General features: G+C 69.8%; 23 protein-coding genes, 1 tRNA gene and 1 pseudogene. 19 read left to right on the top strand and 6 right to left on the bottom strand.

The window, feature by feature from the left end; genetic code table 11:
• Positions 1–2,486, bottom strand: a 2,486-nt coding sequence (locus AB0K92_RS04340; RefSeq protein ID WP_365919253.1) for a BTAD domain-containing putative transcriptional regulator, incomplete at its 3' end; no start/stop codon positions are given.
• A 368-nt stretch (positions 2,487–2,854) separates the two neighbouring features.
• Between AB0K92_RS04340 and AB0K92_RS04335 the strand changes: the two are divergent.
• The 6 genes and pseudogenes from AB0K92_RS04335 to AB0K92_RS04310 all read left to right on the top strand — a co-directional run.
• Positions 2,855–3,318: pseudogene (locus AB0K92_RS04335) on the top strand (D-2-hydroxyacid dehydrogenase family protein); the annotation flags it as partial.
• A gap of 123 nt (positions 3,319–3,441) precedes the next feature.
• Positions 3,442–4,014: a GNAT family N-acetyltransferase gene (locus AB0K92_RS04330; protein WP_365919251.1), complete on the top strand. Its 573-nt coding sequence runs from the start codon at positions 3,442–3,444 to the stop codon at positions 4,012–4,014.
• Between the two features lie 619 nt (positions 4,015–4,633).
• A complete protein-coding gene (locus tag AB0K92_RS04325) occupies positions 4,634–5,818 on the top strand; it encodes a hypothetical protein (protein WP_365919249.1) in 1,185 nt (394 codons plus the stop codon).
• A 428-nt stretch (positions 5,819–6,246) separates the two neighbouring features.
• Complete coding sequence (locus AB0K92_RS04320; protein ID WP_365919247.1) at positions 6,247–6,858, top strand: hypothetical protein; 612 nt, start codon at positions 6,247–6,249, stop codon at positions 6,856–6,858.
• Between the two features lie 483 nt (positions 6,859–7,341).
• Entirely contained in the window at positions 7,342–7,692 is a 351-nt protein-coding gene (locus AB0K92_RS04315; protein ID WP_365919245.1) for a GntR family transcriptional regulator, read from the top strand.
• Between the two features lies 1 nt (position 7,693).
• Positions 7,694–8,260, top strand: coding sequence for an HD domain-containing protein (locus tag AB0K92_RS04310; RefSeq protein WP_365919243.1), 567 nt, complete (start codon positions 7,694–7,696; stop codon positions 8,258–8,260).
• Here the strand turns inward: AB0K92_RS04310 and AB0K92_RS04305 are convergent.
• Both AB0K92_RS04305 and AB0K92_RS04300 read right to left on the bottom strand, forming a co-directional pair.
• Positions 8,248–8,721, bottom strand: coding sequence for an NUDIX domain-containing protein (locus AB0K92_RS04305; RefSeq protein ID WP_365919241.1), 474 nt, complete (start codon positions 8,719–8,721; stop codon positions 8,248–8,250). The genes AB0K92_RS04310 and AB0K92_RS04305 overlap by 13 nt on opposite strands.
• Positions 8,722–8,723: 2 nt before the next feature.
• A complete protein-coding gene (locus tag AB0K92_RS04300; RefSeq protein WP_365919239.1) occupies positions 8,724–9,482 on the bottom strand; it encodes a helix-turn-helix transcriptional regulator in 759 nt (252 codons plus the stop codon).
• Between the two features lie 594 nt (positions 9,483–10,076).
• Here AB0K92_RS04300 and AB0K92_RS04295 point away from each other — a divergent pair.
• From AB0K92_RS04295 to AB0K92_RS04235, 13 genes are all read left to right on the top strand, one after another.
• The gene (locus AB0K92_RS04295) at positions 10,077–10,346 is read left to right on the top strand and encodes a DUF6284 family protein (RefSeq protein ID WP_365919237.1); all 270 of its coding nucleotides are present in this window, start codon (positions 10,077–10,079) and stop codon (positions 10,344–10,346) included.
• The gene (locus AB0K92_RS04290) at positions 10,343–10,792 is read left to right on the top strand and encodes a Pycsar system effector family protein (RefSeq protein WP_365919235.1); all 450 of its coding nucleotides are present in this window, start codon (positions 10,343–10,345) and stop codon (positions 10,790–10,792) included. Before AB0K92_RS04295 ends, AB0K92_RS04290 begins: the two co-directional genes overlap by 4 nt.
• Entirely contained in the window at positions 10,789–11,646 is an 858-nt protein-coding gene (locus AB0K92_RS04285) for a protein spdB (RefSeq protein ID WP_365919233.1), read from the top strand. Before AB0K92_RS04290 ends, AB0K92_RS04285 begins: the two co-directional genes overlap by 4 nt.
• Positions 11,646–11,993 carry an RRQRL motif-containing zinc-binding protein gene (locus AB0K92_RS04280; RefSeq protein ID WP_365919231.1) on the top strand — a complete coding sequence of 116 codons (348 nt, stop codon included), beginning with the start codon at positions 11,646–11,648 and terminating at the stop codon, positions 11,991–11,993. Before AB0K92_RS04285 ends, AB0K92_RS04280 begins: the two co-directional genes overlap by 1 nt.
• A complete protein-coding gene (locus AB0K92_RS04275) occupies positions 11,986–12,303 on the top strand; it encodes a hypothetical protein (RefSeq protein WP_365919229.1) in 318 nt (105 codons plus the stop codon). Before AB0K92_RS04280 ends, AB0K92_RS04275 begins: the two co-directional genes overlap by 8 nt.
• An 85-nt stretch (positions 12,304–12,388) precedes the next feature.
• Positions 12,389–14,515 (top strand): ATP-binding protein, encoded by a 2,127-nt coding sequence (locus AB0K92_RS04270; RefSeq protein ID WP_365919228.1) that lies wholly within the window; start codon positions 12,389–12,391, stop codon positions 14,513–14,515.
• 204 nt (positions 14,516–14,719) lie between these two features.
• Positions 14,720–15,187, top strand: a complete 468-nt coding sequence (locus AB0K92_RS04265; protein ID WP_365919227.1) for a hypothetical protein — start codon at positions 14,720–14,722, stop codon at positions 15,185–15,187.
• A gap of 17 nt (positions 15,188–15,204) precedes the next feature.
• A complete protein-coding gene (locus AB0K92_RS04260; RefSeq protein WP_365919225.1) occupies positions 15,205–15,492 on the top strand; it encodes a hypothetical protein in 288 nt (95 codons plus the stop codon).
• 88 nt (positions 15,493–15,580) lie between these two features.
• Entirely contained in the window at positions 15,581–16,318 is a 738-nt protein-coding gene (locus AB0K92_RS04255) for a DNA methylase (protein WP_365919223.1), read from the top strand.
• Entirely contained in the window at positions 16,315–17,163 is an 849-nt protein-coding gene (locus AB0K92_RS04250; RefSeq protein WP_365919221.1) for a bifunctional DNA primase/polymerase, read from the top strand. The genes AB0K92_RS04255 and AB0K92_RS04250 overlap by 4 nt, the downstream gene beginning before the upstream one ends.
• A gap of 2 nt (positions 17,164–17,165) precedes the next feature.
• Positions 17,166–18,644, top strand: a complete 1,479-nt coding sequence (locus tag AB0K92_RS04245) for an ATP-binding protein (protein WP_365919219.1) — start codon at positions 17,166–17,168, stop codon at positions 18,642–18,644.
• A 464-nt stretch (positions 18,645–19,108) separates the two neighbouring features.
• Positions 19,109–19,312, top strand: a complete 204-nt coding sequence (locus AB0K92_RS04240) for a helix-turn-helix domain-containing protein (protein ID WP_365919217.1) — start codon at positions 19,109–19,111, stop codon at positions 19,310–19,312.
• A 60-nt stretch (positions 19,313–19,372) separates the two neighbouring features.
• The gene (locus AB0K92_RS04235; RefSeq protein WP_365919215.1) at positions 19,373–20,758 is read left to right on the top strand and encodes a tyrosine-type recombinase/integrase; all 1,386 of its coding nucleotides are present in this window, start codon (positions 19,373–19,375) and stop codon (positions 20,756–20,758) included.
• A 44-nt stretch (positions 20,759–20,802) separates the two neighbouring features.
• On the opposite strand, the gene AB0K92_RS04230 is transcribed toward AB0K92_RS04235, so the two are convergent.
• From AB0K92_RS04230 to AB0K92_RS04220, 3 genes are all read right to left on the bottom strand, one after another.
• Positions 20,803–20,879, bottom strand: a tRNA-Thr gene (locus AB0K92_RS04230).
• Positions 20,880–21,018: 139 nt separating this feature from the next.
• On the bottom strand, positions 21,019–22,623 hold the full coding sequence (locus AB0K92_RS04225; RefSeq protein WP_365919213.1) for an alpha/beta hydrolase: 1,605 nt from the start codon (positions 22,621–22,623) through the stop codon (positions 21,019–21,021).
• Positions 22,624–22,998: 375 nt separating this feature from the next.
• Positions 22,999–24,204, bottom strand: a complete 1,206-nt coding sequence (locus tag AB0K92_RS04220) for a DNA polymerase III subunit delta' (protein ID WP_365919211.1) — start codon at positions 24,202–24,204, stop codon at positions 22,999–23,001.
• Positions 24,205–24,305 lie beyond the last annotated feature (101 nt).

The raw sequence follows: 24,305 nt of genomic DNA, 5'->3' as shown, positions 1-24,305 counted from the left end.
TGCGGGGACAGACTGCCGTCCGCTGGCGGGTGCGGGGAAGGGCTCGTACCTGCGGGTGGGTGCGGAGAAGAGCCCGTACCTGCCGGCGAGTGCGGGGAAGAGCCCGTACCTGCCGGCGGGTGCGGAGAGAAGCCCGTACCTGCCGGCGAGTGCGGAGAAGAGCCCGTACCTGCCGGCGAGTGCGGGGCAAGGCTTGTGTCCGTCCGGGGTGGGGTGGCGGGCCGGTCCTGCCGGGCGTCCGCCTCCGCCAGTTCGCGGGCGAAGTCCCGGACCAGGTCGTGCGGGGCGTAACGGCCGTACGCCGTCTCCTCCAGGAGGGCCACGTCGACGAGCCGGTCGAGGGCCGCCTCCGCGCGGCGCTCGCCGGTGCCGGTGAGGCGGGCGAGAAGGGGGGCGCCGTAGGCCGGGAGGTCGAGGGCGCCGATGCGGCGCAGGGCGAGGGCCGCGTCACGGTCGGCCTCGCGGTCGGAGGCGGCGAGCGCGTCGTGGGCGACGGCGAGGGAGCGGCGCACGCTGAGGTCGTCGTACTCCAGGTGGTGCAGCCGGCCCTCGGTGGCCGCCAGTTGGCCCGCCAGCACGTCCGGGGTGAGCGCGCGGCGCGCGGCGAGCCGGGCGGCGACGACGCGCAGCGCGAGCGGCAGCCGGCCGGTGAGGTCGACGAGCGGATGGGCCGCGTCCAGGCCGTCACGGCCGGAGACCGCGCGCAGCAGTGCGGCGCTGTCCTCCCCGGAGAGCGGGGCGAGCGGGAAGCGGCGGGCCCCGTCGAGGGCGGTCAGCGGGGAACGGCTGGTGACGATGACCGCGCAGCCGGGACCGGCCGGCAGCAGCGGCCGTACCTGGGCGGCGGTGGCGGCGTCGTCCAGGACCAGCAGGGTGCGGGTCGGCGCCAGCAGGGAGCGCAGCAGCGCGGCGGCGGCGTCCGGGTGCTCGGGGATGCGGCGGGGCTCGGTGCCGAGGTCGCGCAGCAGGGCGGCGAGGGCCTGGGCGGAGGTCAGGGGGGTCATGCCCGGGGTGGCGCCGTGCAGGTTGACGTAGAGCTGACCGTCGGAGAAACGTTCCGCCAGAGCGTGTGCCACGTGCAGTGCGAGGGCGCTCTTGCCCACCCCCGCCATACCGCTCACCACGGCGACCGCACCGGGTTCCAGCAGGGTCCGGCGCAGCTCGTCGCGGAGGGCGGTGCGGCCGGTGAAGTGGGGCGGGGGTGGGGGGAGTTGGGCGGGGCGGGGGGTGGTGGGGGTGACGGGTGGGGAGGCAATGCAGCCGCCGGAGTCACCGGAGCCTCCGGAAGCCTCGGCGGCTGCGTGCGGCCCGGACGCCTTGGGTACGTGGGGCGCCTTGGGTGCCTCAGGTGTGTCGGGCGTGTCGGAGACTTGGGAGACCTGGGGCGCCTGGACCGCTTCGGACGCTTCCCGCGCTTCGGGTGCGCCGGGTGCGCCGGGTGCGCCGAGTACGCCGGACGCCCCCGCATCTTCCGCCGGCCGGGATGCATCGGCCACCGCCGCATGCGTAACGAAGTACGTCCCCGAGCAGTCCACCGTACGCGGCGGCTCTTCGCTCCTCGGTGTGGTGCCCCGCAGAACCTCCAGGTGGGCGTCCCGTACCGCCGCCCCAGGCTCGACGCCCAGTTCCTCCAGCAGGCGGGAGCGCAGGTCGCGGTGGACGGCCAGGGCCTCGGCGCGCCGGTCGGTGCGGTGCAGGGCGAGCATCAGCTGGCGGTGGTACGCCTCGCGGAGCGGATGTTCGGCGGCCAGTTCCGCCAGCTCCGGCACGAGCGCCCCGAGCCGGGCGCCACCGAGGGCCAGCTCGGCGTCGTAGCGCCACTCCAGCACCAGCAGCCGGGCCTCCGTCAGGCGCTGTACGAAGGCGTAGCCGCCCAGTTCGGACGGGAGTCCGCTGAGCGGAGTGCCGCGCCACAGCGCCAGCGCGGCCGTGGCCTCGCGCGTCACCGTCACCCAGTCCCGGGCGGCGTGCGCGGCGCGGGCGGCGGAGACCCGGCGCTCGAAGACGTGGACGTCCAGTTCGCCCGGCGCCACGCGCAGCAGATAGCCGGGCGGGACGGCGCGCAGCCGGTCGGGGTCGTCGAGGAGCCGGCGCAGCCGGGCGACGTGGTTGTGCAGGGAGGCGTGCGCGGAGGCGGGCGGTTCGCCGCCCCACAGCGCGTCCTTGAGGGTGTCGACCGGCACCACCCGGCCGGACTCCAGCAGCAGGGCGGCGAGCAGCGCCCGCGCCTTGGGGCTGCGGATGGTCCGTACGACGACACCACAGACACCCACGCCACCGGCGGCACCCGCCGCCCCGGCACCCGCGCCACCGGTGGCACCCGCCGCCCCGGCAACCCCTGTGGCCCCCTCCGTCCGTACCGCTCCCGCGGCGCCCGCGGCCCCCGCGGCGCCGACGACGCCGGCGCCCTGGGTGCCGTGTGTCGTGTCCGGCTGGTAGAGCACGGGCGGGCCCAGCAGTCCGAACCGCATTACACCCTGGCGCATTCCCGCCCTCGTCACGGCGGTTTCCCGCCACCTGCTCACTGTCGGCTCCCGGCTGCCGCGCGCGGGCGTACCCTGCCGTCGCCTGCCGCTGCCCGGTGTGCGCCCGGGTCGCCGGACGGCGGCTTCACGCCAGCCGGCAGACGGCGCTCCGGAGAACCGTTGGCCACATGTTAGCGATCCGTTGGTGCGGTCTGATGTGATCAATCCATCGGAACCGGCCCGACGGTGCGCGCGTAGAACGCGTTACTCGGGGGAGTGTCGCCGCCGCGGCCGGATCCGGGACGCCAGTGGGCCCCGGTCGGCAGAGGTGAACGTCCGGGGCCCGCGGCGCATCCCGCACGGGCGAACGGGACACTGCTGCCACGCCACTTCGCTGCGCCGCCCTCGACGACTTCCAGAACGCCGCGACCGGCGCCGCGGACTGGTCCGCCGAGACCGACCGGGTCGAGGTGGTGCCCTTCCCCCGGCACCCGTCCGACGAGGGCGAACTCGCCGCCGTGCTCGCCGACTTCGGCATCGTGGTCACCTTCCGCGAGCGGTGGCGTTCCCGGCCTCCCTCCAGGAGCGGCTGCCCCGGCTGAAGCTGATCGTCACCACCGGCATGAGCAACTCGGCCATCGACCACGCCGCCGCCCGCGCGCACGGCGTCACCATGTGCGGCACCGAGAGTTCCCCGACCCCGCCGGTCGAACTGACCCGAGCGTTGATCCTCGGCCTGGCCCGTGGCCTGGTCCAGGAGGCGACCGCGCTGCGGGAGGGCGGTCCCTGGCAGTCGACCGTCGGCGCCGACCTCCGCGCCTGGCTGAACGGGAAGCCGGTACGGGTACTGGGCGGCTGAGCCCCCGCCACGCGGGGCGAGCCACGCGAGGGCCGGCCACGCGGGAGCGAGCCCACGCGGGGGCGGGCCCACCACCCGCTGGACGCGCTCCCCGCGTCCCCGTGCCATCGTGGTGTCATGCCCATCCACGTACGCCCGGCGACCGTCTTCGAGGACGTCCGTGCGGTGATCGGCCCCAAGTCGCCGACCGCGAACGTCTGCTGGTGCCTGAGCTACCGGATCCCCTCGAAGCTCAACAACGAGCTGCGCGGCCCGGCCCGCGGTGAGTACGTTGCCGAGCTGTGCCGCGCCGATCCCCCTCCGGGGGTGCTGGCCTACGACGGTGACGAACCGGTCGGCTGGGCCGCCATCGCCCCGCGCGCGGAGACCTCCTTCGCGCGCAACCGCAAGATCCCGCACGTCGACGACCTGCCGGTGTGGTCCCTGTGGTGCGTCCGCGTCCGCCCCGGACACCGCAAGCAGGGCATCTCCCACGCCCTCATCGCCGGAGCCGTCGACTTCGCCCGCGCCCACGGCGCCCCGGCCGTCGAGGCCTACCCCCTCGACAACGGCGACGTCCGTGTCGACCTGACCATGGCCTACCCCGGCCTCCGCAAGAACTTCGAACGCGCCGGCTTCACCCACGCCGCCGACACGACCTCGGTCCTGGCCGGCCACCCCCGGGTGCTGATGCGCCTGGACCTACGGTGACGCCACCGAGCCCCGCAGCAACACAAAACCCCAGGTCAAGGGGTACATGACCTGGGGTTCTTCAGAGCCGCTTTCGGGATTCGAACCCGAGACCTACGCATTACGAGTTGTCGGATCTTGCTCCGACGCGATCCACAGACGTCCGTCACGAGGCTAGTCCCCCTGCTCATCGGCCATCTCAGACGACAGCGGACAGGAGCGAACGACTGCGGAACGGGCTGCAATCGAGACTGGAACTGAGACCATCGCTGCCTCATGACTAGGCGCCCAAGCACCCCCGGACGGTCCTAGCCTCATTACAAGGTCTTGTCAGGTACCTCGCAGCCCACGCTTCGACTGTCGCAGTCAGCCGACGAGATACCTAGACGCCAGCGTCCGCTCCGCGCGCCAGTTTGTACTAGGAAGCAGCGGACGGACCCAGACATAGGCAACGACCTGCGCCACCCGGCTATGTGAGCTCATCAGTTACGCGTGATCATGCCCGGTATGTGGAACATCAGCAGTGGAGAACGCGAGTTAAAAAGGAGCACTGGCCCATGTGAGTTAACCGTCTGTACAAAAATGGCAACGCGTTGTATAATTCAGACGGTGCTAACTGTGGCAACTTTAAGGGGGATGCATGAAAGTACCAGGCAACGCTCTGCTACCCCAATTCGAACGCGCATCTGACTACTTCGATTACTTCGACGGCAACGAAGTACCAGACGTAGAGCAGTTGCACGATCGAAGGCTAAAAGCTGGCCTGCAGAAGACTTACCTACTTGAAACAGTGGACGGCGGAATCCCCAGCAACAGGCCGAGCATCCCCTCTATCTTTTCTCGTAGCAACCTCCTAGCGAAGAAACTCCCTGGAGATTCACGCGCCTGGACCCTACTCAATGAGGACAATGAAAGAGTTGCCCTCCTCGAGGAGCTAGATCCTCGCTATCTGGCGCTTTACACGATTCTCCCATCAAGCAGTTCAGACAAGCTCTTGCGTGAAGCAGTCATCGGAAATCCCTTCTTGGACCACCTATGGCTTTCTTCCCAAAGTTTTCTATCCCTATGGCGCCAAGTCCTAAGGGACAACAGCGCCAATCGGTACGGGAAAATCACGTTCGAACACGAATCGCTGTACGAGTCATCCGCCGACGAAGCGGAAGCTTTCGTTGCCGACGAGCGACGCACCTCACGTTTCACGATGGTCGACAAAATCGGCGTCATCTCGCAAAAGATGAACCCTCTAAAAGAGGAGTACGCTCCGCTAGCATCGATCACTCAACTGCGTATCCCTGCGCAAGGTAGAGGCGGACATGATCTCTACTACGACGGTAAACTGACTAACCGTAGCAGTTCTTTTCAGGACCACCGCGCAACCTTGCGGGGAGTGGTTGATCTTTATAGCTCTCTCACTCAAAGCGTCGAAGAACAGCTATGGGTATCGGCGTCTGCGGCACCTAGATTCTCGGACGGAAATCTTGGCTCCGTCGCAGAAATCATTTTCAGCCGAAGCCTGCCGGAAGACGTCTTCAAACGTTGGGTGATAAGCCTATTCAATAACAGACGGAATAGGTTTAGGATCACCGGCTTTCCGACTTGGCTGAGCGACACGAAGGTGCATGCTAACGCCATTGACCAGCATCTATGGCAGCCACTGGTACTGGAGATCACCACAGAAAGGGTCGTCGCAGTACTTCCTCACGGCACTTGCGGGAACTCAATCAATAGGCTGATTTCTAATATTCAGCGCTTCATCGATCCTAAAGTAACCGCATTCATCGGGGATCGTGAGTATGGTTCTTTGATCGAGAGCGCTGCCGTCTAGGCCCAGGGGGGGCATTGCTAACGCGCGATCCGGTATTCCAGGTAAATTCTGTTCTCTGGCTTGTCGCGAAGACTTCTCCTTTAACGAGAGAAAATCGACCGTACTACAACGCTGGCTACAGGCTGCGTTCTCTGGGGGCCAAGCTCGCCTTCAGGTCTGCTCTGCGGGAGAAACTTGCCAAACACGGGCTTAGCGCTTCCCCGCCTGAGCCTGACGTGCTGGTCCAGCACTTGCCGTCTGGCGATCACCTAGTCTTCGAATGCAAGACGACCAGCTTCGGTTTTGATTCGTCCACTACGGAGCAAGCTCGCAAGCTGCTAATTTCCTGTGCGGACGCTGACACGGCAGTCGGAGTCCCAGGTGAAGCTTACGTTGTCTACGTTCTCACCAAAGAGGATTGCGACCGCCAGACCGATACTCTTGTGCAAGTGGCAGCGGAGTTGAATGCTGCCGGCTTTGACACCTCCGAATATGGCACCCTTGGTCTCTCGATTGACGAAAAGGGTTTGTGGGCGGAACTCCGACTTAGTGCCGAGTCCGGAAAAGAGCACCTTACCAATGTGCTCGGGCCTGTTCTCATAACGCCAGCTGCATCAGGAGACGCCCGCCCCCTCTATCTGATCCCGTTCGACCCAACCACAGAAGAAAACCAGGACCCGGACGAGAGACGCTACTGTCATCGCATGCTGCTTGAGCGCTTCTACATAGCAGGAATCCAAGCGATCGGCACGGCGGATGTTCCAGATGTGCTCATCATCAAAGCGGACGACCTGTTCCGAAAAGCGACTCACGAATACTCGGATAAGTGGCAAGCGCGAGAGCTCTCCGGCCTAAAGAGCAGACTTATCCAAGGAATGGCGAAAACCTTGAACAAGGGAACTCTCAAGGGTGCCGTTATCGCGAACAATACGAGCCTCGAAATAAGATTGCGCGACGAAGACGACAGAAATGCGGCCATCAGTCTGCTGCTGAAGGCTAACTCAGAACAGCTAGCCATCAAAAACATGAGCGGCCAGACAGAACTGGATGCCCCGAACTAATTTGGGCTTTCCTTTCGAAATGTTCTCGGGGGTGAGTAATCTTGAGGTCGCATAGCACGCACAAATCCGGACATGAGCGGCGACCCGCACCGCCCCTCAATGGACGGCCCAAGTCCTTCTTCGTCGCTAGCGGGCCACGCAACAGCACGCGCGATGCGTCACCACCGCGAACGTGGCGGCGCTCTGAGAGGTAAACGCTGAGTCCTGGAACTTTGTCGCACCGCGCGAACGATCAATGTAGGAAGAATAGGAAGAATCCGTAGAACCTCAAGCCGGTAAGGGAGCCTTCGGTGCTGACCGTCTTCGTTGCCACCGCCAGCGAGCATGGGAAGCTTGGGCTAGGCGACGAGTTGCGATTGGGAGGGACAGCACGTGTCGCAGCAAGCCAACCCCCGGGGGACCTTTCTGAAGGTGGCGGACGCAGTGAGGGCACGGATCGCGGCCGAGCCGGACAGGACGGAGCTCCCATCCGTCGCTGAAGTCATGCGCGAGCACAAGGTCTCGCGCGGGGTCGCCCTCCGCGCATTCGCTGTACTGCGGCAGGAGGGTGTGGCCGAACCTGCGCCGGGCGAGCGGTGGCGCGTTGTACGCGCCGGTGTGCGGGTCGACCGGCGCCCCCTCGAGCAGCAGATCGCCGACATCATCACGGCTGAGGGGATCGGAGTAGGCGAAGCCTTCCCGAGCGCTTCCGCGCTGGCCGAACGGTTCGGGGTCTCACGTCCCACGGTGACCAAGGCACTGGAGAAGTTGGAGGCCGCCGGCGTGCTGGCGGCAGGCGGACAGGGCAGGGTGCGAACGGTCCGCGCCGTGCCGACGCGAGAGGAGCGTTCGTAGCTTGCCGAAGTTGACGGAGTGGGCTTATCCCCTGGCTGAGTCCTTGCTCGCCGAGCCACTGCCGCGACGGTGGAAACACTGCCTCGGGGTCGCCGAGAGGGCGCGCACGATCGCGCTCATCCTTGACCAGGACGCGGATCTGTTGGAGGCCGCGGCGGTCCTGCACGACATCGGCTACGCGCCGGACCTGGTCAAGACGGGCTTTCACCCGTTGGATGGCGCGCGCTACCTCCGGGACGTGGCCGACGCTGATGCTCGGGTCATCAACCTGGTTGCCCACCACTCCTGTGCCTGGATGGAGGCGGAAGCGCGCGGCTTGCGCGAGGAGCTGGAGGGTGAGTTCCCTCGCGAGAGCGCTCACCTCAATGACGCGCTCTGCTTCTGCGACATGAACACGACGCCGGACGGCACGCCCACCAACCCGCTCGACCGAGTCAACGAGATCGCCGGACGGTACGGGCCGGATAGCCTAATCGGGCAGTTCATCCGCCGCGCCGAGCCCGAGATCCTGGCGTGCACGTCCCGTGTACTCGAGCGGGTGGCCACCGCCAAGCGTCAGCCGATGTAGGGAGTCGTGCGCGTCCGGTCTAGGGCGTGCTCGATCCGGAGTCGCATCGTGGGGTGCACGTCCAGCTCTGCCAGGTCCGCCGGGTCGACCCAGCGGACCTGAGTCGTCTCGTTGCTCGTACGGAGTTCACCGCCGACCGGCCGGGCGCGGAAGCATATGCTGAACTGTTGGCGTACCTCGCCGTCGTCGTACTGCATGACGTGACCGGGATCCGTGTAGAGCCCGGACACGTCGACGACTTCCACCTTCATCCCAGTCTCTTCCCAGACCTCCCGCACGACGGTGTCACTGATCGACTCCCCCACGTCGTGGCCGCCCCCGGGCAGTGCCCAGCGCCCGTTGTCCGATCGCTGAATCATCAGCACCTGGCCTGAGTCGTTCTGCACGAATGCGACCACGGATGGCACGACCGAGTTGGCCGGCGGAGCGTCCGGGTCATGCAGGTAGTCGATTCGTCCCATGCTCAGGCTCCCGTGAAATCGCGGTCCGTGACCTGGCGTGCGCCTCCCCAGGTCTGCTCGATGCTATTCGCGTAGGTGTCGAAGAGACCTCCCCCCGGCATCCGCCGCAGGTGGAAGACAGGGGCCATGTAGGCGCCGATGCCGTACACATGCGGGTTGACCAGCATCTCGTCGTCGGCCCGATAGATCGAGTTGTAGAGCGTGGTGGCGTGGAGCCGGAAGCGGATCTCAGGGTGGCTGTCGAAGAGGGGCCGATAGTTCACTAACGCATTCCGGATCTTGCCGTCCATGATCCGGTGCCCCTCGTCGATGCCGCGCTGCCGTACGGCCTCACAGTCCGGATCCCCCAGCATGATGCGCACTTGCGTGGATCCCGCGATCTTCTTCTTCAGAAGATCGTGGAACAGGGGGTCCTCCGACAGGAACAGTCCCGAGTAGACGAGAACGTCTAGGTTGCGTTCTGCTCGCGCGTAGAGGTCACGCCACAGGCCGGACGGCACCGTGTGCCGGTGCGGGTAGACGGCCACGATCTCGGCTTTGGTCAGATCCGTGGCAGTGTCGACAGCACGGCTGTCATCCCACAGCGTCGTCACGTCGACCTTGAGTGCCGCTGCCGCCGCGTACTGGTGACGCCGGTACGGCACCTTCCCCTGCGTAATCCAGCGTTCGACTGTCTTCGGGTTGACCTCGATCACTTCGGCGAGGCTCTGCACGCTCATACCACGGGCGAGGAGCGCGGACCGTAAACGCTCGTTCGACATCTGCACCCCCGTTGGGACGTCTAGGGACTTCTTGACCGTAACGAGAAGACCCAGAGCTGTCCATGGGCGGGGTGTCTAACTCCCCTGACCTGCACCGATGCTGAGTGTGCGCCAAGAAGTTCGGGCGCACAGCCAAGAGGTTTGGAAGCGGTGCTTGACGAACCCCCGTGCAGTACCTGTAAAACAGGTACTGCAACACGCCCGGAGGGTCCTCAAAGGGACTCGAAGGAAGCGCCTGCTGCTTGAGAACTCCACAGCGTGCCGAGGGAAGCCCGCCCCACCTCCGCGAGCAAGAGGGCGGGCGCGCGCAGGTTTTGCTCTGCGCGCGGTACAGCGCGACCCCAATTGCCGCAGCGCTGCTGCGGCCGGTTGCCTCCCTCGCCCGTCCGGGCCCGCCGACTGTGGGGTCCGTACGGGCGGGGCACGGGGAGCCGGAACGGTGCGGGATCGAATCCCGCCCGGGGCACCACGGCCGCCGCTCGGCGGCCCCGCCGCGCATTGGGCGCGGCTACACACACAACGGCGCGCGCCCCCGGGGCTGCATCCCCGGGGGCGCTGTTCGGGCCGTTCCACCTGCGAGAGGAACCACGACCCATGGAACCCATCGTCACTGTTCAGGACGCTGTTACCGCGTTCGCCGACTGGATGGAGCCGACGAACGCGGAGCTGGACGCGATCGAGCGGGAGATGCCTGCGATCCTCGCGGACGTCGACTTGCTCGACGCGCAGATCACCGCCCTCGACCGCACGCCGAACGAGCTGGACGAGCGCCGTATCCGGCGGGCCCGCCGCCGGGTGCTGGCGGAGCGGGCGGCGCTGGCGAACCGCGCGGCTGGTGTGACGCTGCCGGGGGGTGCCGCGTGAGCGCCACGGTCGAGAACCTGAAGGCGGCGCACGCCGAGGTGAAGGCGGAGATCGCGCGGACGGACACCAAGACGGCGCTGTTGCTGGCGTTCGTCGGCGCGGTCCTCGCCGGCACATGGACGGTCGCCCGCGACCTGCCCATGACCCCCGCCGCCCACGTCACGGGCGGTCTCGGCGTGACTCTGCTGGTTGCGGCGGCGGGTCTGCTGCTGCGTTCGGTGCGGCCGAACCTGTCCGGCCGGCACGGTTTCCCGCTGTGGGCGACGCTCACCGCTGAGGAGATCACCGCCACCGCCGCCAACCGGGACATCGCGACCGACATCGCCGGGCTGTCCCGGCTGGCGGTCACCAAGTTCACCTGCCTGCGCCACGCGGTCGACCTGACCCTGTCCGGCGGCGCCCTTCTCGCCCTCGCCGCCCTGATCACGGCAGGGGGTGCGGCATGAGCGCGAAGACCGGACTGCCCGCCGTCGGCATGACGGCCGTGTCCATGGTCCTCACCCTCGCGGTGGTCGTGATGTGGCTGGGCACGGCGGTGCCGTGGCCCGTCGCCCTGGTCGTCGGTCTCGGCATCGACGGCGGATGGCTGGCCACCCTCGCCTACGAGCGACGCCTCGCCGCCCAGGGCGACCACAACCGGACGGTGACCGCCGTGGGCTGGTCCTTCGGGCTCATCGCCACGGGGGTCCTGGTCGCGCATGCGCTGAGCGTCGACCAGGACACCGCCGCGTGGCTGGCCGTCGCCTGGTTGCCGCTCGCCGCGAAAGCGCTGTGGCTGGTCCACAGCCTGTGGGAGCGCACCGCGCTCACCGCGAACGCGCTGGACGCCATCCGCGGCATCCAGCAGGAAGCCCGCGATGAGGCAGCCGTGGCCCGCGCTCGACTGCGGGCGGAAGCGGCCACCGAGGAGACCCGGCTGACGGCCGTGACGGAAGCCGGTGCCCGCGTGGCGCACGTACAGGCGAAGACCGCTCAGACCCTCTCGTCCGCCTGGTCGACGCTGGAGACGGCCCGCAAGGGCGAGGAGACCGGCAGGGCGCTGACCAGCGTGACGAGCCGCGTCACGCCCGGCGTCACGGCCCGCTGGGAACTTCCCGTCTGGGGCCCCACCGAGCCGGTCCCGGCACTGGAGCAGGGACCCGCGCTCACCGATGCGGAACTGGACGCCGTGGTGGATGAGATCCGCACCAGCCGGGTGCCGGCGCTGTCGTACCGGGAGATGGCGAGCCGCTTCCGTGCCGCCGGCCACTCCGCCTCCGAAGTCCGCCTCCGCGCGGCGTGGAAGCGCGTGGTCGCCTGATGGGCGCGCTGCCGGTGTTCCGGTGGCGCCTCGCCCCGGACGGCTACGCCACCCGCCGCCAGCTGCGCGCCCGCGGTCTGCGGCCCGGCGGTCAGCCGGTGGCCGCCGAGTTGCAGCGCCCGCGCCGACGGCGCGGCCCGCTGGTCGCCTACCTCTACCGCGTCGACCTCGCCAAGCCCGTCCGCCCGATGACCGAGGCGAAGCGGGCGGCCTTGACCAAGGCGAACGCGGCCCGCCGCCTGTGTCCGGCGTGCGGGCGCGACGCCGGATACGTCATCCCCTCCGCTCTCGGCACCTGTGTGCCCTGCGCGGACCACTTCTGCCCCGAAGGGACCCGTGATGGGTAAGCCCGACACCCGCAAGCTGGACCGCGAGATCAAGGCCACCGAACGCAAGCTCGAAGCGGTCCGTGAGCGTGAGCTGTGGCCGCTGACCGGCCAGGAGCGCCGCGCGATCCTGCGGGGCTTGGCCGGCGGCTCGTACCGCGTCACCAGGGGCCGCAGCACCGGCCGCGCCGAGTCGCGGATCGACACCGCCTGGCAGTCCGCCGAGACCCGGCTCATCACCGAGCTGTCCGCCCTGCGGATGGAGCGCCACCGGATCGTGCGTGAGGCCGCCGCCGCCAAGGCCGCCAAGAAGTCCTCCCGCTGGTGGTGACACCCAGCACTCGCCGGAGCGGCCCCGCCGCCGCTCCGGCCCCTCAACCTTCCCGCCGCACCTGAGCGCATCAGGAGTCATTGCCGTGACTGAGAACGTCGTCTCCCTGTACAAGGAACCCGCCCCGCCCGCCGCCGACACCCGCCCGGACCTGATCGTCGTCCCCGACCTGCCGCCCGCCCCGCCGGCGCTGCCGCTGTGGGTGCGCTCCGGGAGGGCCGTCCGCCGGATCGCCACCGACGAGCGCACCGTGACCGCCGTCCGCGCGGTCGCCCGACACGCCCTGTACGTCGCCGGCGGCGCGCGGATCGTGGCCCGCCGAACCTGGGACGGCCGTACGGCAGCCCGGTATGAGCGGATGCTGCGCGCGGCGGAGGCCGCGGGCAACTACGAGGCGGCGGCGGAGTGGGAGGAGCGCGGGCAGCGCTTCCGAGAAGCCCGCCACCGCCGCCGCATGGACCTCCTTCACTCCCCCCTAGATGCCGCCAAGGGTGTGGCCGTCGGCACCGGCATGGGGATCGGCACTCTGGTGGCGCTGGGGGTGGTGCTGGCCATCGCCAACAAGGACGCCACCGACGTCATCACCCCACTTCAGGCGGTCATCGAGTTCATCGCCCTGATGATCCGCATCGTGCAGATCGTGTGGGGGCCGCTGATCACGATTGGCCCGTTCCTCGCACTGCTCGCCCTGTGGTCCGTCGGCCGGCACCAGCAAGCCGCCCCCCACTGGGCGCTGCCCGCCAACGTCCGCAACGGCGAGGGCGAGCCGATCACCCCCTCGATCGTCGTCAAGGCCCTCCGCGATCTCGGCATCCCGGCACTGCGCAACGCGATCAAGGAGATGGGCGACGCAGGCGCGTCGATGCTGTCGCCGATCGTGATCGCTGGCCCCGGCGTGGAGGTCGACGTGACCCTGCCGTCCGGGGTGTCCACGGACGAGATCCAAAAGCGGCGGCGCAAGCTGGCGGAGAACCTGGGACGGCATGAGCACGAGGTGTTCATCACCATCCCGCCCGCCGCCCGCACCGTGCGGTTGTGGATCGCCGACAGCGGCGCCCTCGATGAGCCGATCGGGCCGTCGCCGCTGGTCACCGACGAGACCCTGACCGCCAACTACGCCACCGGCAAGGCGCCGTGGGGGCAGGACCTGCGCGGGGACGCGGCGCTGCTGAGCCTCTATCAGCGGCACCTGCTCATCACGGGCCTGTCCAACCAGGGCAAGACCGCCGCCCTGCGGGCGCTCGCGCTGTGGCTGGCGCTGGACCGCACGGTCGAGTTCCGCATCGCCGACCTCAAGGGCGCCGGCGACTGGGCCATGTTCGACGGGCTCGCCACCGTCCTTATCCAGGGCCCGACCGATGAGCACGTGATCCAGGCGACCGAGATGGTCGAGGACGCGGTCGCCGAGATGAACCGGCGCATGGAGGTCCGCAAGCAGAACCCCAAGGCGGTCTTCCCGCCGCTGATCTGCCTGGTCGATGAGGCGCAGGTCGCGTTCATGTGCCCCGCCGTGGACGAGGACAAGCGCCCCTACGGCGGGCAGAGGGCCACCAGCCGGTACTTCATGGCTGTCCGGAAGATCCACAACCAGGGCCGTGTGGTCAACGTGCTGATGTACCAGGGCACCCAGGACCCCACCGACCAGAACCTTCCCAAGCTCGTCCGCGAAGGAGCCCACACCCGCGCCGCCCTCGCACTGGGCACCGAGTCGCAGGCCGAGATGGCACTCGGCGCCAAAGCCGTCAAAGCCGGCGCCGCCCCCCACCTGCTGCGCCAGGGACTGGACAAGGGAACCCTTGTCGTCGCCTCCGACGGCATCGAAATCCCCGTCGGCCAGTCCTCGATCACGGTCCGCACGCACTACATCAGCGACGAGGAAGCAACCGCCATCGCCGACCGCGCCAAGGCCCTGCGCGACGGCGTCACCACCCTGCACGTCATCGAACGCGACACCGAGCACGACCCGCTCGCCGACATCGCCTCCGTGATCGGGGACGCGACCCGCGTGCGGACCAAGGACGTGCTGGCGCGGCTGTCCGCGCTGAACGCGGACGCCTACGGCGGCTGGTCGTTCATCGACCTCAAGCGCGTCCTGGACGACGCCGGCGCCGAGCCGTACAAGTCCGACGGCGTCATGGTCGTCTCCCGCGACCGCGTCCACCGCGCCCTCGCCGACCGCGACGGCGAGGATTCCGTTTCCGCCGCCGAGTAGAGGGAAGCGCGCCCTCTCCGGGTCAGGGAGGCAGGGAGAACTCCCTGACCCCCTCCCTGACCCGCCTCCCTGCCCCTGACCAGCACGAATGATCCATCAGGGAGGCAGGGAGGCACGCAGGTCAGACCCCCGAAAACCCCCACCCACAGGCACCCCGAAGGGGGTGCCCCAGCCTCCCTGACCGACTCCCGGAAGGGATTCCGAATGTACCCCGAACCTGCCCACCACGGGCCCGAACAGCGGGCCGTGGAAGTCCACCAGCCCACCCCCATCAACCCGGTGACCGCCACGCCGGCGGCGGTCGTTCCCGTCCAGTCGGGCACCGTGCCGACGGTCGCGAGCATCGTCCTCCCGGACGGGCGGGTCGTCACCGGCTACGCCATCAGACCCGCCCAGCCCGAACCGGTCACCGCGAAGCCGCCGGTTTCCCGCGCGGCGGTGAACGCCGCCCTCGGCGGCATCGGGTTCCTCGCCCTGAGCGGCGGACTGCTCCTGCTCACCTCGTTCATCACGGCCCTGACCGCGCTGATCACCCAGCTCATCCTCCTCGCCGCCGTCATCTTCGGCGGCTGGATCGCCGTGCAGGTGTTCAGGGCCGGCGGCCACCGGGACGGTGGGACCACGGTCAACATCCGCAAGGCCGTGATCAAGCGGAACAAGTTTTACGGCTGACGAGGAGACCGACACTCGTGATCCGACTCCGTTTCAAGGTCATCTATTGCCCCCGCCGGGCCCTGGCCCTGGCCGACACCCCTCGCCCCCACTGCCCCGAGTGCGACGGGGTGGGCGGCATCGCGCACGACTACGGCGACCACTACGGCGAGTACGCCGGTACGGACTGGGAGTCCTGCCCCTGCTGGTCGCAGTGGGCCGTGATCCTCCTGCCCCTCCCGCGCCTGCCCCGCTGGTCGCGCCGGCGTCGCCGTGACAGCGACCCGTGGGCGCCCAGCCGGTACAGCAACGAACCGCCCTTCTAGCTACGCCAAGGGCGGCCCCCCTCTCGCCAAAGAACGTGGGGCCGCCCTTGTCCACCTGCCATCAACGGACCTGTGGAGGTCTCCCAGCATGACGCAACCCACCGCCATCCGGCGAGTACCTGACCCGCTCCGCCCCTTCCGCGTGCTGGACGCCTACTGCTGTATCGGCGGTGCCACCAAGGGCATCCAGCGGGCCATCCCCGGCGTGCACGTCACCGGCGTCGACATCCAGGCCCAGCCGGACTACTGCGGCGACGTCTTCCACCAGGGCGACGCGATCGAGTTCATCCGCGCGCACGGCCACGAATTCGACTTCATCCACGCCTCCCCGCCCTGTCAGGGGGAGGGCGCCCCTACCAAGGGCACTAACGCGCGCCGCAACGCCGAAATCGGCCGCACCTATCCCCGGCTCATCGCACCGACCCGCGCCGCGCTGGAGGCCACCGGGCGGCCCTTTGTGATCGAGAACGTGGCCGGCTCCGAGGTCCGCAAAGACCTGCGCCTGTGCGGTGAGATGTTCGGCCTCGGCGTGATCATGCACCGCTACTTCGAGCTGGGCGGTTGGACCACCGTCCAGCCGGCGCACCCTCGACACCGGGGATACGTGCGCGGCTGGCGCCACGGCGTCTACCGCGACGGCCCGTACGTCGCCGCGTACGGGGCCGGTGGCGGCAAGGCCACCGTGGAGGAGATCCGCACGGCCAAGGGCATCGACTGGTCGTCCGATCACCTCCGCCTGCGGGAGGCGCTGCCGCCCGCCTACACCCAGTGGATCGCCCAGGCCTTCCTCGCCACCCTCACCGCGACGCTGGAGGTGGCCGCGTGAGCACGCTGCCCGAACCGCTGCGGATCGCGCTGGAGCTGGCGGCCACTGGTGTGCCGGTGCTGCCCCTGCGACGGGGCAAGGTGCCGTTCGGCAACTGCCTCGCTTGCAGGGGCGGTGCTTGCGGAGACCGACCCAACATGAAGGTGCCGGGCCCCTGCCGGTGCCTGGCCCCGTGCCACGGATGGGCCGCCGCCACCACCGACCCGGCGGTCCTGACCTCCCCGCCGTGGGCTGCTGCGTGGCGGAGGGCCGTTGCCGTCGCCTACCACCCCGGCGGCGCCGGGCTGACCGTGGTGGACCTGGACGACGCAGACGCCATCGCCTGGGCCCGCACCGCCCTGCCCGCCACGCGCACCGTCGCCACGACGCGTGGTGAGCACTGGATCTACCGGGGCGCCATGGCTTCCCGCAACGCGGTCCGCCCTGGCGTCGACATCAAGTCCACCATGTCGTACGCCCGCTACCTCGGGCCCGGCACCGGCACCCTGACTACCCTGCCGGACGCCGTCCGCGCGCTGGCCGTGAACGGACCCGCCCCGGCCCGGCCGGCGCCGCACTCCATCGCCGCACCCTCCGCGATTGGGGACGGGGAGTGCCCGCACCGCACGCCCACCTACCTGGAGCGCGGCATCGCCATGGCCGAACAGCGCATCACCGCGGCCCGCAGCGCGATCCATACCACCGTCTACCGCACCTTCCTCGCCGTGCTGTCCACGCACGGCCGGTGCGGCTGCCTCACCGAGACACACATCGCACGGCTGTTCACCGCCGCGCAGACCAAGGGTGAATCCCTGCGGCACTGCACGGATGCGTGGACCAACGCCCGCACCCGGTTGGGACTGTGACCATGGCCGACGACGAGAAGAACCCGGCTCGCGAGATCATCACCGACTACGCCCAAGCCCACTTCCGGTACTTCCGCACCGCCGACGGCACCGTGTACGCGCAGAAGAACGGCCACCCCGTGGCCCGCCCGATCCGCTCCCAGGGCACGACGGGAAGCCACCGCCAGGAACTCATGGTCGGCCTTTTCCGCGACGGTCTTGGCGTGTTCAACGGCACCGCGATCAAGGAGGCGTTGGACTTGATCGAAGCACTTGCGCTGACCGAGGACGTGCAGCCGGTCCACATCCGCGTGGCCCCCGGATTCGACGGGGCGACATGGCTGGACCTCGGACGGGCCGACGGACAGTCGGTCCGTATCCATCCCACCGGCTGGGACATCGCCGTGCCCGACCCGCGCGAGGTGTGCTGGCGGCGCACCCAGCTCACCGGGGAGCTGCCCCTGCCGGCCAAGGACACCAACGGCAAGGGCATCGATCTCCTGCTGCGGCTGTGCAACTTCGCCAACGCTGAGACGGAGTGCCTGGCCATCGCCTGGCTCATCGGCTGCCTCGGGCCGTCCGTGCCCGTCCCCGCCCCGTTCCTCACCGGCCCGCAGGGCGCCGGCAAGTCCACCGGCGGACGGATGCTCGTGAGGGTCATCGAGGGCATGAGCGGCGACCTGCGCCGGGCCCCCAAGGACGAGGAGAACTTGATCGCGGCCGTGGCGGCCGGATGGGTCACCGCCCTGGACAACCTCTCCCACATGACCCCGGACCTGTCCGACGCGATGTGCTGCATCGTCACGGGCGCCGAGAACGTCAAACGCGCCCTGTTCACCGACGGCGACGTCTTCCGTGCCCGCTACCGCCGCCCCCTGCTCCTGACCGGCATCGACGTAGGCGTCATCCGGCCCGACCTTGCCGAACGGCTCCTGCCGCTGCGGCTGGAGCGGCCCAAGGTCAGGCGCACCGAGGCGGAGCTGTGGGCGGAGTACGAACAGGTCCTGCCGGTCGTCCTCGGGTCCCTCCTCGACCTCACCGTGCAGGTCCGCGCGGCCGAGGCCGACATCCCCACCGACCTGCGGATGGCCGACTTCGCCCACCTGTGCGCCCAACTCGACGCGGCCACCGGGTTCGGGTCGCTCGCCGCCTACCGGGCCAGCCTCGACGACCTCAACGACGACGTCATCGAAGGCGACCTGCTGGCGCAGACCGTGCTCAAGCACGCCGCCGGCCTGGAGCCGGGGGCGGAGCAGCGGATGACCTCTTCCGAGTGGCTGCACTGCCTCAGCGGCCTCTACAGCGGCGAGGAGTGCCGTCCCCTGCCCAAGGGCTGGCCTACGACCGGGAAGGTGCTCTCCGACCGTCTCAAGCGGCTCCAGCCCACCCTCGCCGCCCGAGGCGTCCTCATCGACTGGGGCCGCACCCGAGAGGCCCGGTACATCGAAATGACCCGACCCCTGGCCACGCCGTCCCCGCACGAGCAGCAACCGGCGTTCTGACCCGCACACCACCGGCGCACAGGACAGGCAAGAAGAGCACCCGGGGGCGCGTGCTCTTCTTGCTGTTCGGCGGCGGCGCCGCCCAATAGGCGGCCGCAACGCGGCTCCTTCTTTCGTTCTGAGCCGCACCACACCACATCAGACACCCCCCTCTCTTGTCCGAAGTAGAGAGACGCTGCGTCACCTGCGTCACCCAACACCGGCGAACGGCCCCTGACCAGCCGCAAGAGCGGTGACGCAGACGGGCGGCGGCTGCGTCACCCGCGTCACCCGCGTCACCGGTGACGAAAGCCTGCGTCACCCGATGACGCACTTCAGCCACCTCCCGTCACTCAAACCCGCAGGTCACAGCCTCATGCGACGCAGATGACGCGGTGACGCAGAAATCCGCACGTCGGACAGAGGCAACGCCCGACCCGACCCGACCCGAGACACCCCAACGCGCTACCGAGGAGCCACCCCGGATGAGCACCGCGACTGCTGCCCCCGTCGACCGACTCCTGTACAAGCCCGAGGAAGCTGCTGAAGCGCTGGCCATCGGCCGTTCCACCGTCTACGAGCTGATGGCCGAGGGCGCGCTGAAGTACATCAAGTTGGGTCGCACGCGCCGAATTCGTCGCACTGACCTCGAAGCCTTCGTAGCGACCCTCTCCCCGCAGCCGAACTGATCAGAGCATGCCCTGAGGCGCCCCAGCGTCCGCTGGGGCGCCTCCCGTATGGAGGAGCACATGAGCCCCCGCAAGCCCAACATGGAGTCATCCATCTACTTCGGCGCCGACGGCTGGTGGCACGGCCGCGTCACGATGGGTGTGAAGGACGACGGCAGCCCGGACCGGCGCCACCGTCGGGCTCGGACCGAAGCGGAAGTGCGTCGCAAGGTCCGCGAGCTGGAGGCGCTGCGCGACAAGGGACGGGCGCCCAGGGCCGGCCGCAAGCCGACGGTGGAGGAGTGGATGACCACCTACCTCACCGACATCGCGTCCCTGAAGCTCAAGCCGCGCTCGCTGGACGACTACTGGTCCAAGACCAGGAACGACATCATTCCCGGCATCGGCAAGCACCGCCTGGACAAGCTAGCCCCGGAGCACTTGGAGCGGATGTACCGCGCCATGCTCGATGAGGGTCACGCGCCGTCCCACGTGCTGAAGGTGCACCGCATCCTGTCCCGCGCCCTGAAAATCGCCCACCGTCGCCGGCTCATCGTCGAGAATGTGGCGACCCTCGTCGACCCCCCGACTGTCGACGAGACGGAGGCCAACCCGTTCACGACCGAAGAGGCCAAGGCGTTCCTGGAAGCGGCCGCCAAGCGGCCTACCTTCATGCGGTGGTGTGTCGGCGTCGGCATGGGGTTCCGGCAGGGCGAGACGCTGGGGCTGCGCTGGCCGTACGTCGATCTGGAGAACGAGCTGTTCCACCCCCAGTGGCAGCTTCAACGGCTCACGTGGCGGCACGGCTGCGACGACCCGCAGGCGTGCGGTGCCCGGTTCCACCGCTTCGAGCCGTGTCCGCCGGGCTGCGCCGTCCACAGGGGCTACAAGCGCGGGTGCCCCAAGCCATGCCCCAAGGGCTGCAAGGGGCACGCCAGGGCCTGCCCCGAGCGCAGGGGCGGCGGCCTGGTCTTCACTCGCCCGAAGACGAAGAAGAGCCGCAACGCCGTGCCGATCCCGCCGCCGTTCATCCCCTACCTGCGCGCCCACAAGGCACAGCAGGAGGAGATGCGGGTGGCGGCCGGCGAGCTGTGGCAGGACCACGGCGTGGTTTTCTCCCGGCCGGATGGGCGCCCGCTGGACCCGCGGCAGGACTGGGAGGAGTTCAAGGAGCTGCTGGAGGAAGCCGGGATCGACGACCGTCGCCTGTACGACGGCAGCCGCCACACCGCTGGCACGATCCTGAACGAGCTGGGGGTCGACATGCCCACGATCATGGAGATCCTGCGGCACACCCAGATCAGCCAGACCCGGCGCTACGTGAAGGGAAGGTCACACCTGTCGAAGGACGCCATGCGCCGGATGGGCGATCACTTCATGCCCCGCCTGGAGTCCACGACTGAGACCAGAACTGAGACCCAGACCAGCCGAGCGGAGCGCGCCCGCCGCCGTCGCCGTATCCGGTGAACGAAAAAACCCCAGGTCGAAAGCAATCCGACCTGGGGTTCCGGTGGAGCCGCTTTCGGGATTCGAACCCGAGACCTACGCATTACGAGTGCGTTGCTCTGGCCATCTGAGCTAAAGCGGCGCGTCGCCCGCACTATGGTGCGATCGGCGACGTCGGTAAGTCTACACAGTTTCCGGGAGTGCTTCGTACCAGCCCCGGCCCGCGCCGGGCGGAGGGCGACCGGGGGCGGGCCCGGGCGGTCAGGGGCGGTGGTCGCCGGTCATGAGCAGCGCTTTCCGTCCTGTGGCGGGGTGCCCCGCAGCAGGTAGGCGTTGATCGCGCGGTCGACGCAGTCGCTGCCGCGGCCGTAGGCGGTGTGGCCGTCGCCGTCGTAGGTGAGGAGGCGGCCGGAGGAGAGCTGGGCGGCGAGGGCCTGGGCCCAGCGGTAGGGGGTGGCGGGGTCGCGGGTGGTGCCGACCACGACGATCGGCCTGGCGCCCTTCGCCTCGATGCGGTGCGGTTCGCCGGTGGGCGCGACGGGCCAGTACGCGCAGTTCAGGGCCGCCCAGGCGAGGCCCTCGCCGAAGGCGGGGGACGCCTTCTCGAACGCGGGCAGCGCCTTGCGGACGTCGTCGGGGCCCTCGAAGGACGGCGGGAGGTCGAGGCAGTTCACGGCGGCGTTGGCGAACATGAGGTTGGAGTAGTCGCCGTTCGCCTCCCGCTCGTAGTAGCTGTCGGAGAGGGCGAGCAGTCCGGCGCCGTCGTTCTGCCTCATCGCCGCGGTCAGCGCCTCGCGCAGCTGCGGCCACGCCGACTCGTCGTACATCGCCGCGATGACCCCGGTGGTCGCCAGCGACTCGCCGAGCCTGCGGCCGTCCGCGTCGCCGGTGGGGACCGGCCGGGCGTCCAGCCGGTCGAAGAACGCCTTGAGGTTCTTGCCGGCCCGCTGCGGCGAGGTGCCGGCGCCGCCGAGCGGGCAGCCGGCCTGCCGTACGCAGTCCTTCGCGAACGCCCGGAACGCGGTCTCGAACCCGGCCGTCTGGTCGAGGTTCAGCCGGCGCGCGGGCAGCGACGGGTCCATCGCGCCGTCCAGCACCAGCCGGCCCACCCGGTCCGGGAACAGCCCGGCGTACGTCGCCCCGAGGAAGGTGCCGTACGACGCGCCCACGTACGTCAGCCGCTCGTCGCCCAGCACCTGCCGCACGATGTCCATGTCCCGCGCCGTCTCGACGGTGGAGACGTGCCGCAGCAGCTCGGGCGCGTGCGCGCCGCACCCCTCGCCGAACTTCCGGTACGCGGTGACCAGCCCGTCCACCTCGCGCTGGTCGTCGGGGGTGACGTCCGACTGCGTGTACGTGTCCATCTCCGGCCCGTCCAGGCACTCGACGGGCTCGCTGCGGGCGACCCCGCGCGGGTCGACGGCCACCATGTCGTACCGTGCGCGGACCTCCGCCGGGTACCCGACGCCCGCGTACGCCTGGAGGTAGCCGATCGCCGAGCCCCCCGGGCCGCCCGGGTTCACCAGCAGCGACCCCAGGCGCCGGCCCGGGCCCGTGGCCTTCTTGCGGGCCACCGCGAGGCGGACGTCGCCCTCGCCGGGGGCGGCGTAGTCCAGCGGCGCGCGCACGGTCGCGCACTCGAAGCCGGGGGCGCCGCACGCGCGCCACTTCGGCTTCTGCGCGTAGTACGGCCGCAGGGCGGAGGGCGTGGCGCGCGGCAGGGCGGTCAGCGCGGCCGTGCCGGCCTGCGCCGCCCGCGCGGCGGGGCTGGCGGAACTCGTCTGGTGTCCGGTCGTGGTGCAGGCGGAGACGACCAGCGCGGCGGCGGCGAGGAGGACGGCTCCGGCACGGGACCTGGACCTGCGGTGGGGGCGCCTTGAGTGCATTCAGCGAGCGTAACGCTGCGCGACGGTCCGGGTGCGGAGTGTGTGGGGCGTGGCACGGATGGGTGAGGGTTGTCCAACGGATGACGGACAAGGGGCGGAGGGCGGAGGGGCCGGGGGCGGCTGGGCCGCCGGTGCCGAGGGGCCCCGGGGCGGGGCGGCTGGGCCGCTGGTGGCGGAAGGGCCGGAGGGGGGCGGCTGTGCCGCCGGCGCCGGAAGGGCCGGGGGGCGGCTGGACCGCCGGCGCCGGAAGAGCCGGGGGGCGGCTGGGCCGCCGGCGCCGGAAGAGCCGGGAGGCGGCTGGGCCGCCGGCGCCGGAAGAGCCGAGGCCGGCTGGGCCGCCCGGTGCCGAGGGAGCGGGGGTCAGCCCGCTCCGGGTCAGCCCGCTCTCAGGGCCATCGTCATCGCCTCCACCGCGAGCAGCGGGGCGACATTGCGGTCCAGGGCGTCCCGGCAGGCGGCGATCGCCTCGATGCGGCGCAGGGTCGACTCGGGTGAGCTCTCGCGGGCGATGCGCTCCAGGGCGTCCTCGGCGTCGGTGTTCGCGAGAGCCACGCGGGTGCCGAGCTGGAGGGCGAGGACGTCGCGGTAGAAGGCGGTGAGGTCGGTCAGGGCGAGGTCGAGGCTGTCGCGCTGGGTGCGGGTGCGGCGGCGCTTCTGCTTGTCCTCCAGGTCCTTCATCACGCCCGCGGTACCGCGCGGGAGGCGGCCGCCCTGGGCGGCGCCGAGGGCGGCCTTCAGCTCCTCGGTCTCCTTGACGTCGACCTCCTCGGCGAGCTGCTTGGCGTCCTCCGCGGCGGCGTCCACCAGCTCCTGGGCGGCCTTGAGCGCGCTGCCCACGTCCGCGACGCGCAGCGGCAGCTTCAGCACGGCGGCGCGGCGCTCGCGCGCGGCCGGGTCGGTGGCCAGGCGCCGGGCCCGGTCGACGTGCCCCTGGGTGGCCCGCGCCGCCGCGTGGGCGACCTCGGGTTCGACGCCCTCGCGGCGGATCAGCATGTCGGCGACGGCGTCCACGGACGGCGTGCTCAGGTTCAGGTGGCGGCAGCGGGAGCGGATCGTCGGCAGTACGTCCTCGATGGACGGCGCGCACAGCAGCCACACCGTGCGGGGGGCGGGCTCCTCCACGGCCTTGAGGACCGCGTTGGCCGACTTCTCGTTCAGCCGCTCGGCGTCCTCGACGAGGATGATCTGCCAGCGGCCGTTCGCGGGCGAGGTGAACGACTTGCGGACGGTGTCCCGCATGTCCTCCGCGAGGATCTGGGTGCCGACGGCGGCCACGGTGGTGACGTCGGCGTGGGTGCCGATCAGGGCCGTGTGGCATCCGTCGCAGAAGCCGCAGCCTGGCGCCCCGCCCAGCGCGCGGTCGGGGCTGACGCACTGCAGTGCCGCGGCGAACGCCCGCGCCGCCCGGGTCCGGCCCGCGCCGGGCGGGCCGGTGAACAGCCAGGCGTGTGTCATCTTCGACGTCTCCGGCAGCGGCTCGTCGGCCGCCGCGGCGGTGACCAGCGCGTCGGCGTCCCGGGCGGCGTCCGCCAGCTGCGCGCTCACCCGCTCCTGACCGACGAGGTCATCCCACACCGTCATGGGCCACCGTGCCCTTCCGTCCCACTGCGCGTACGCCTTCCATTGTGGGGGCGACCACTGACAACGCCGACGACGGCGGCGTCGCCCGGTGGCGCCCCCGG

Source organism: Streptomyces sp. NPDC052687, assembly GCF_040678395.1.
In the GTDB taxonomy this organism is placed as follows: domain Bacteria; phylum Actinomycetota; class Actinomycetes; order Streptomycetales; family Streptomycetaceae; genus Streptomyces.
Note: the sequence above shows the minus strand (reverse complement) of the source record. Positions and strands in the feature narration are given on the sequence as shown.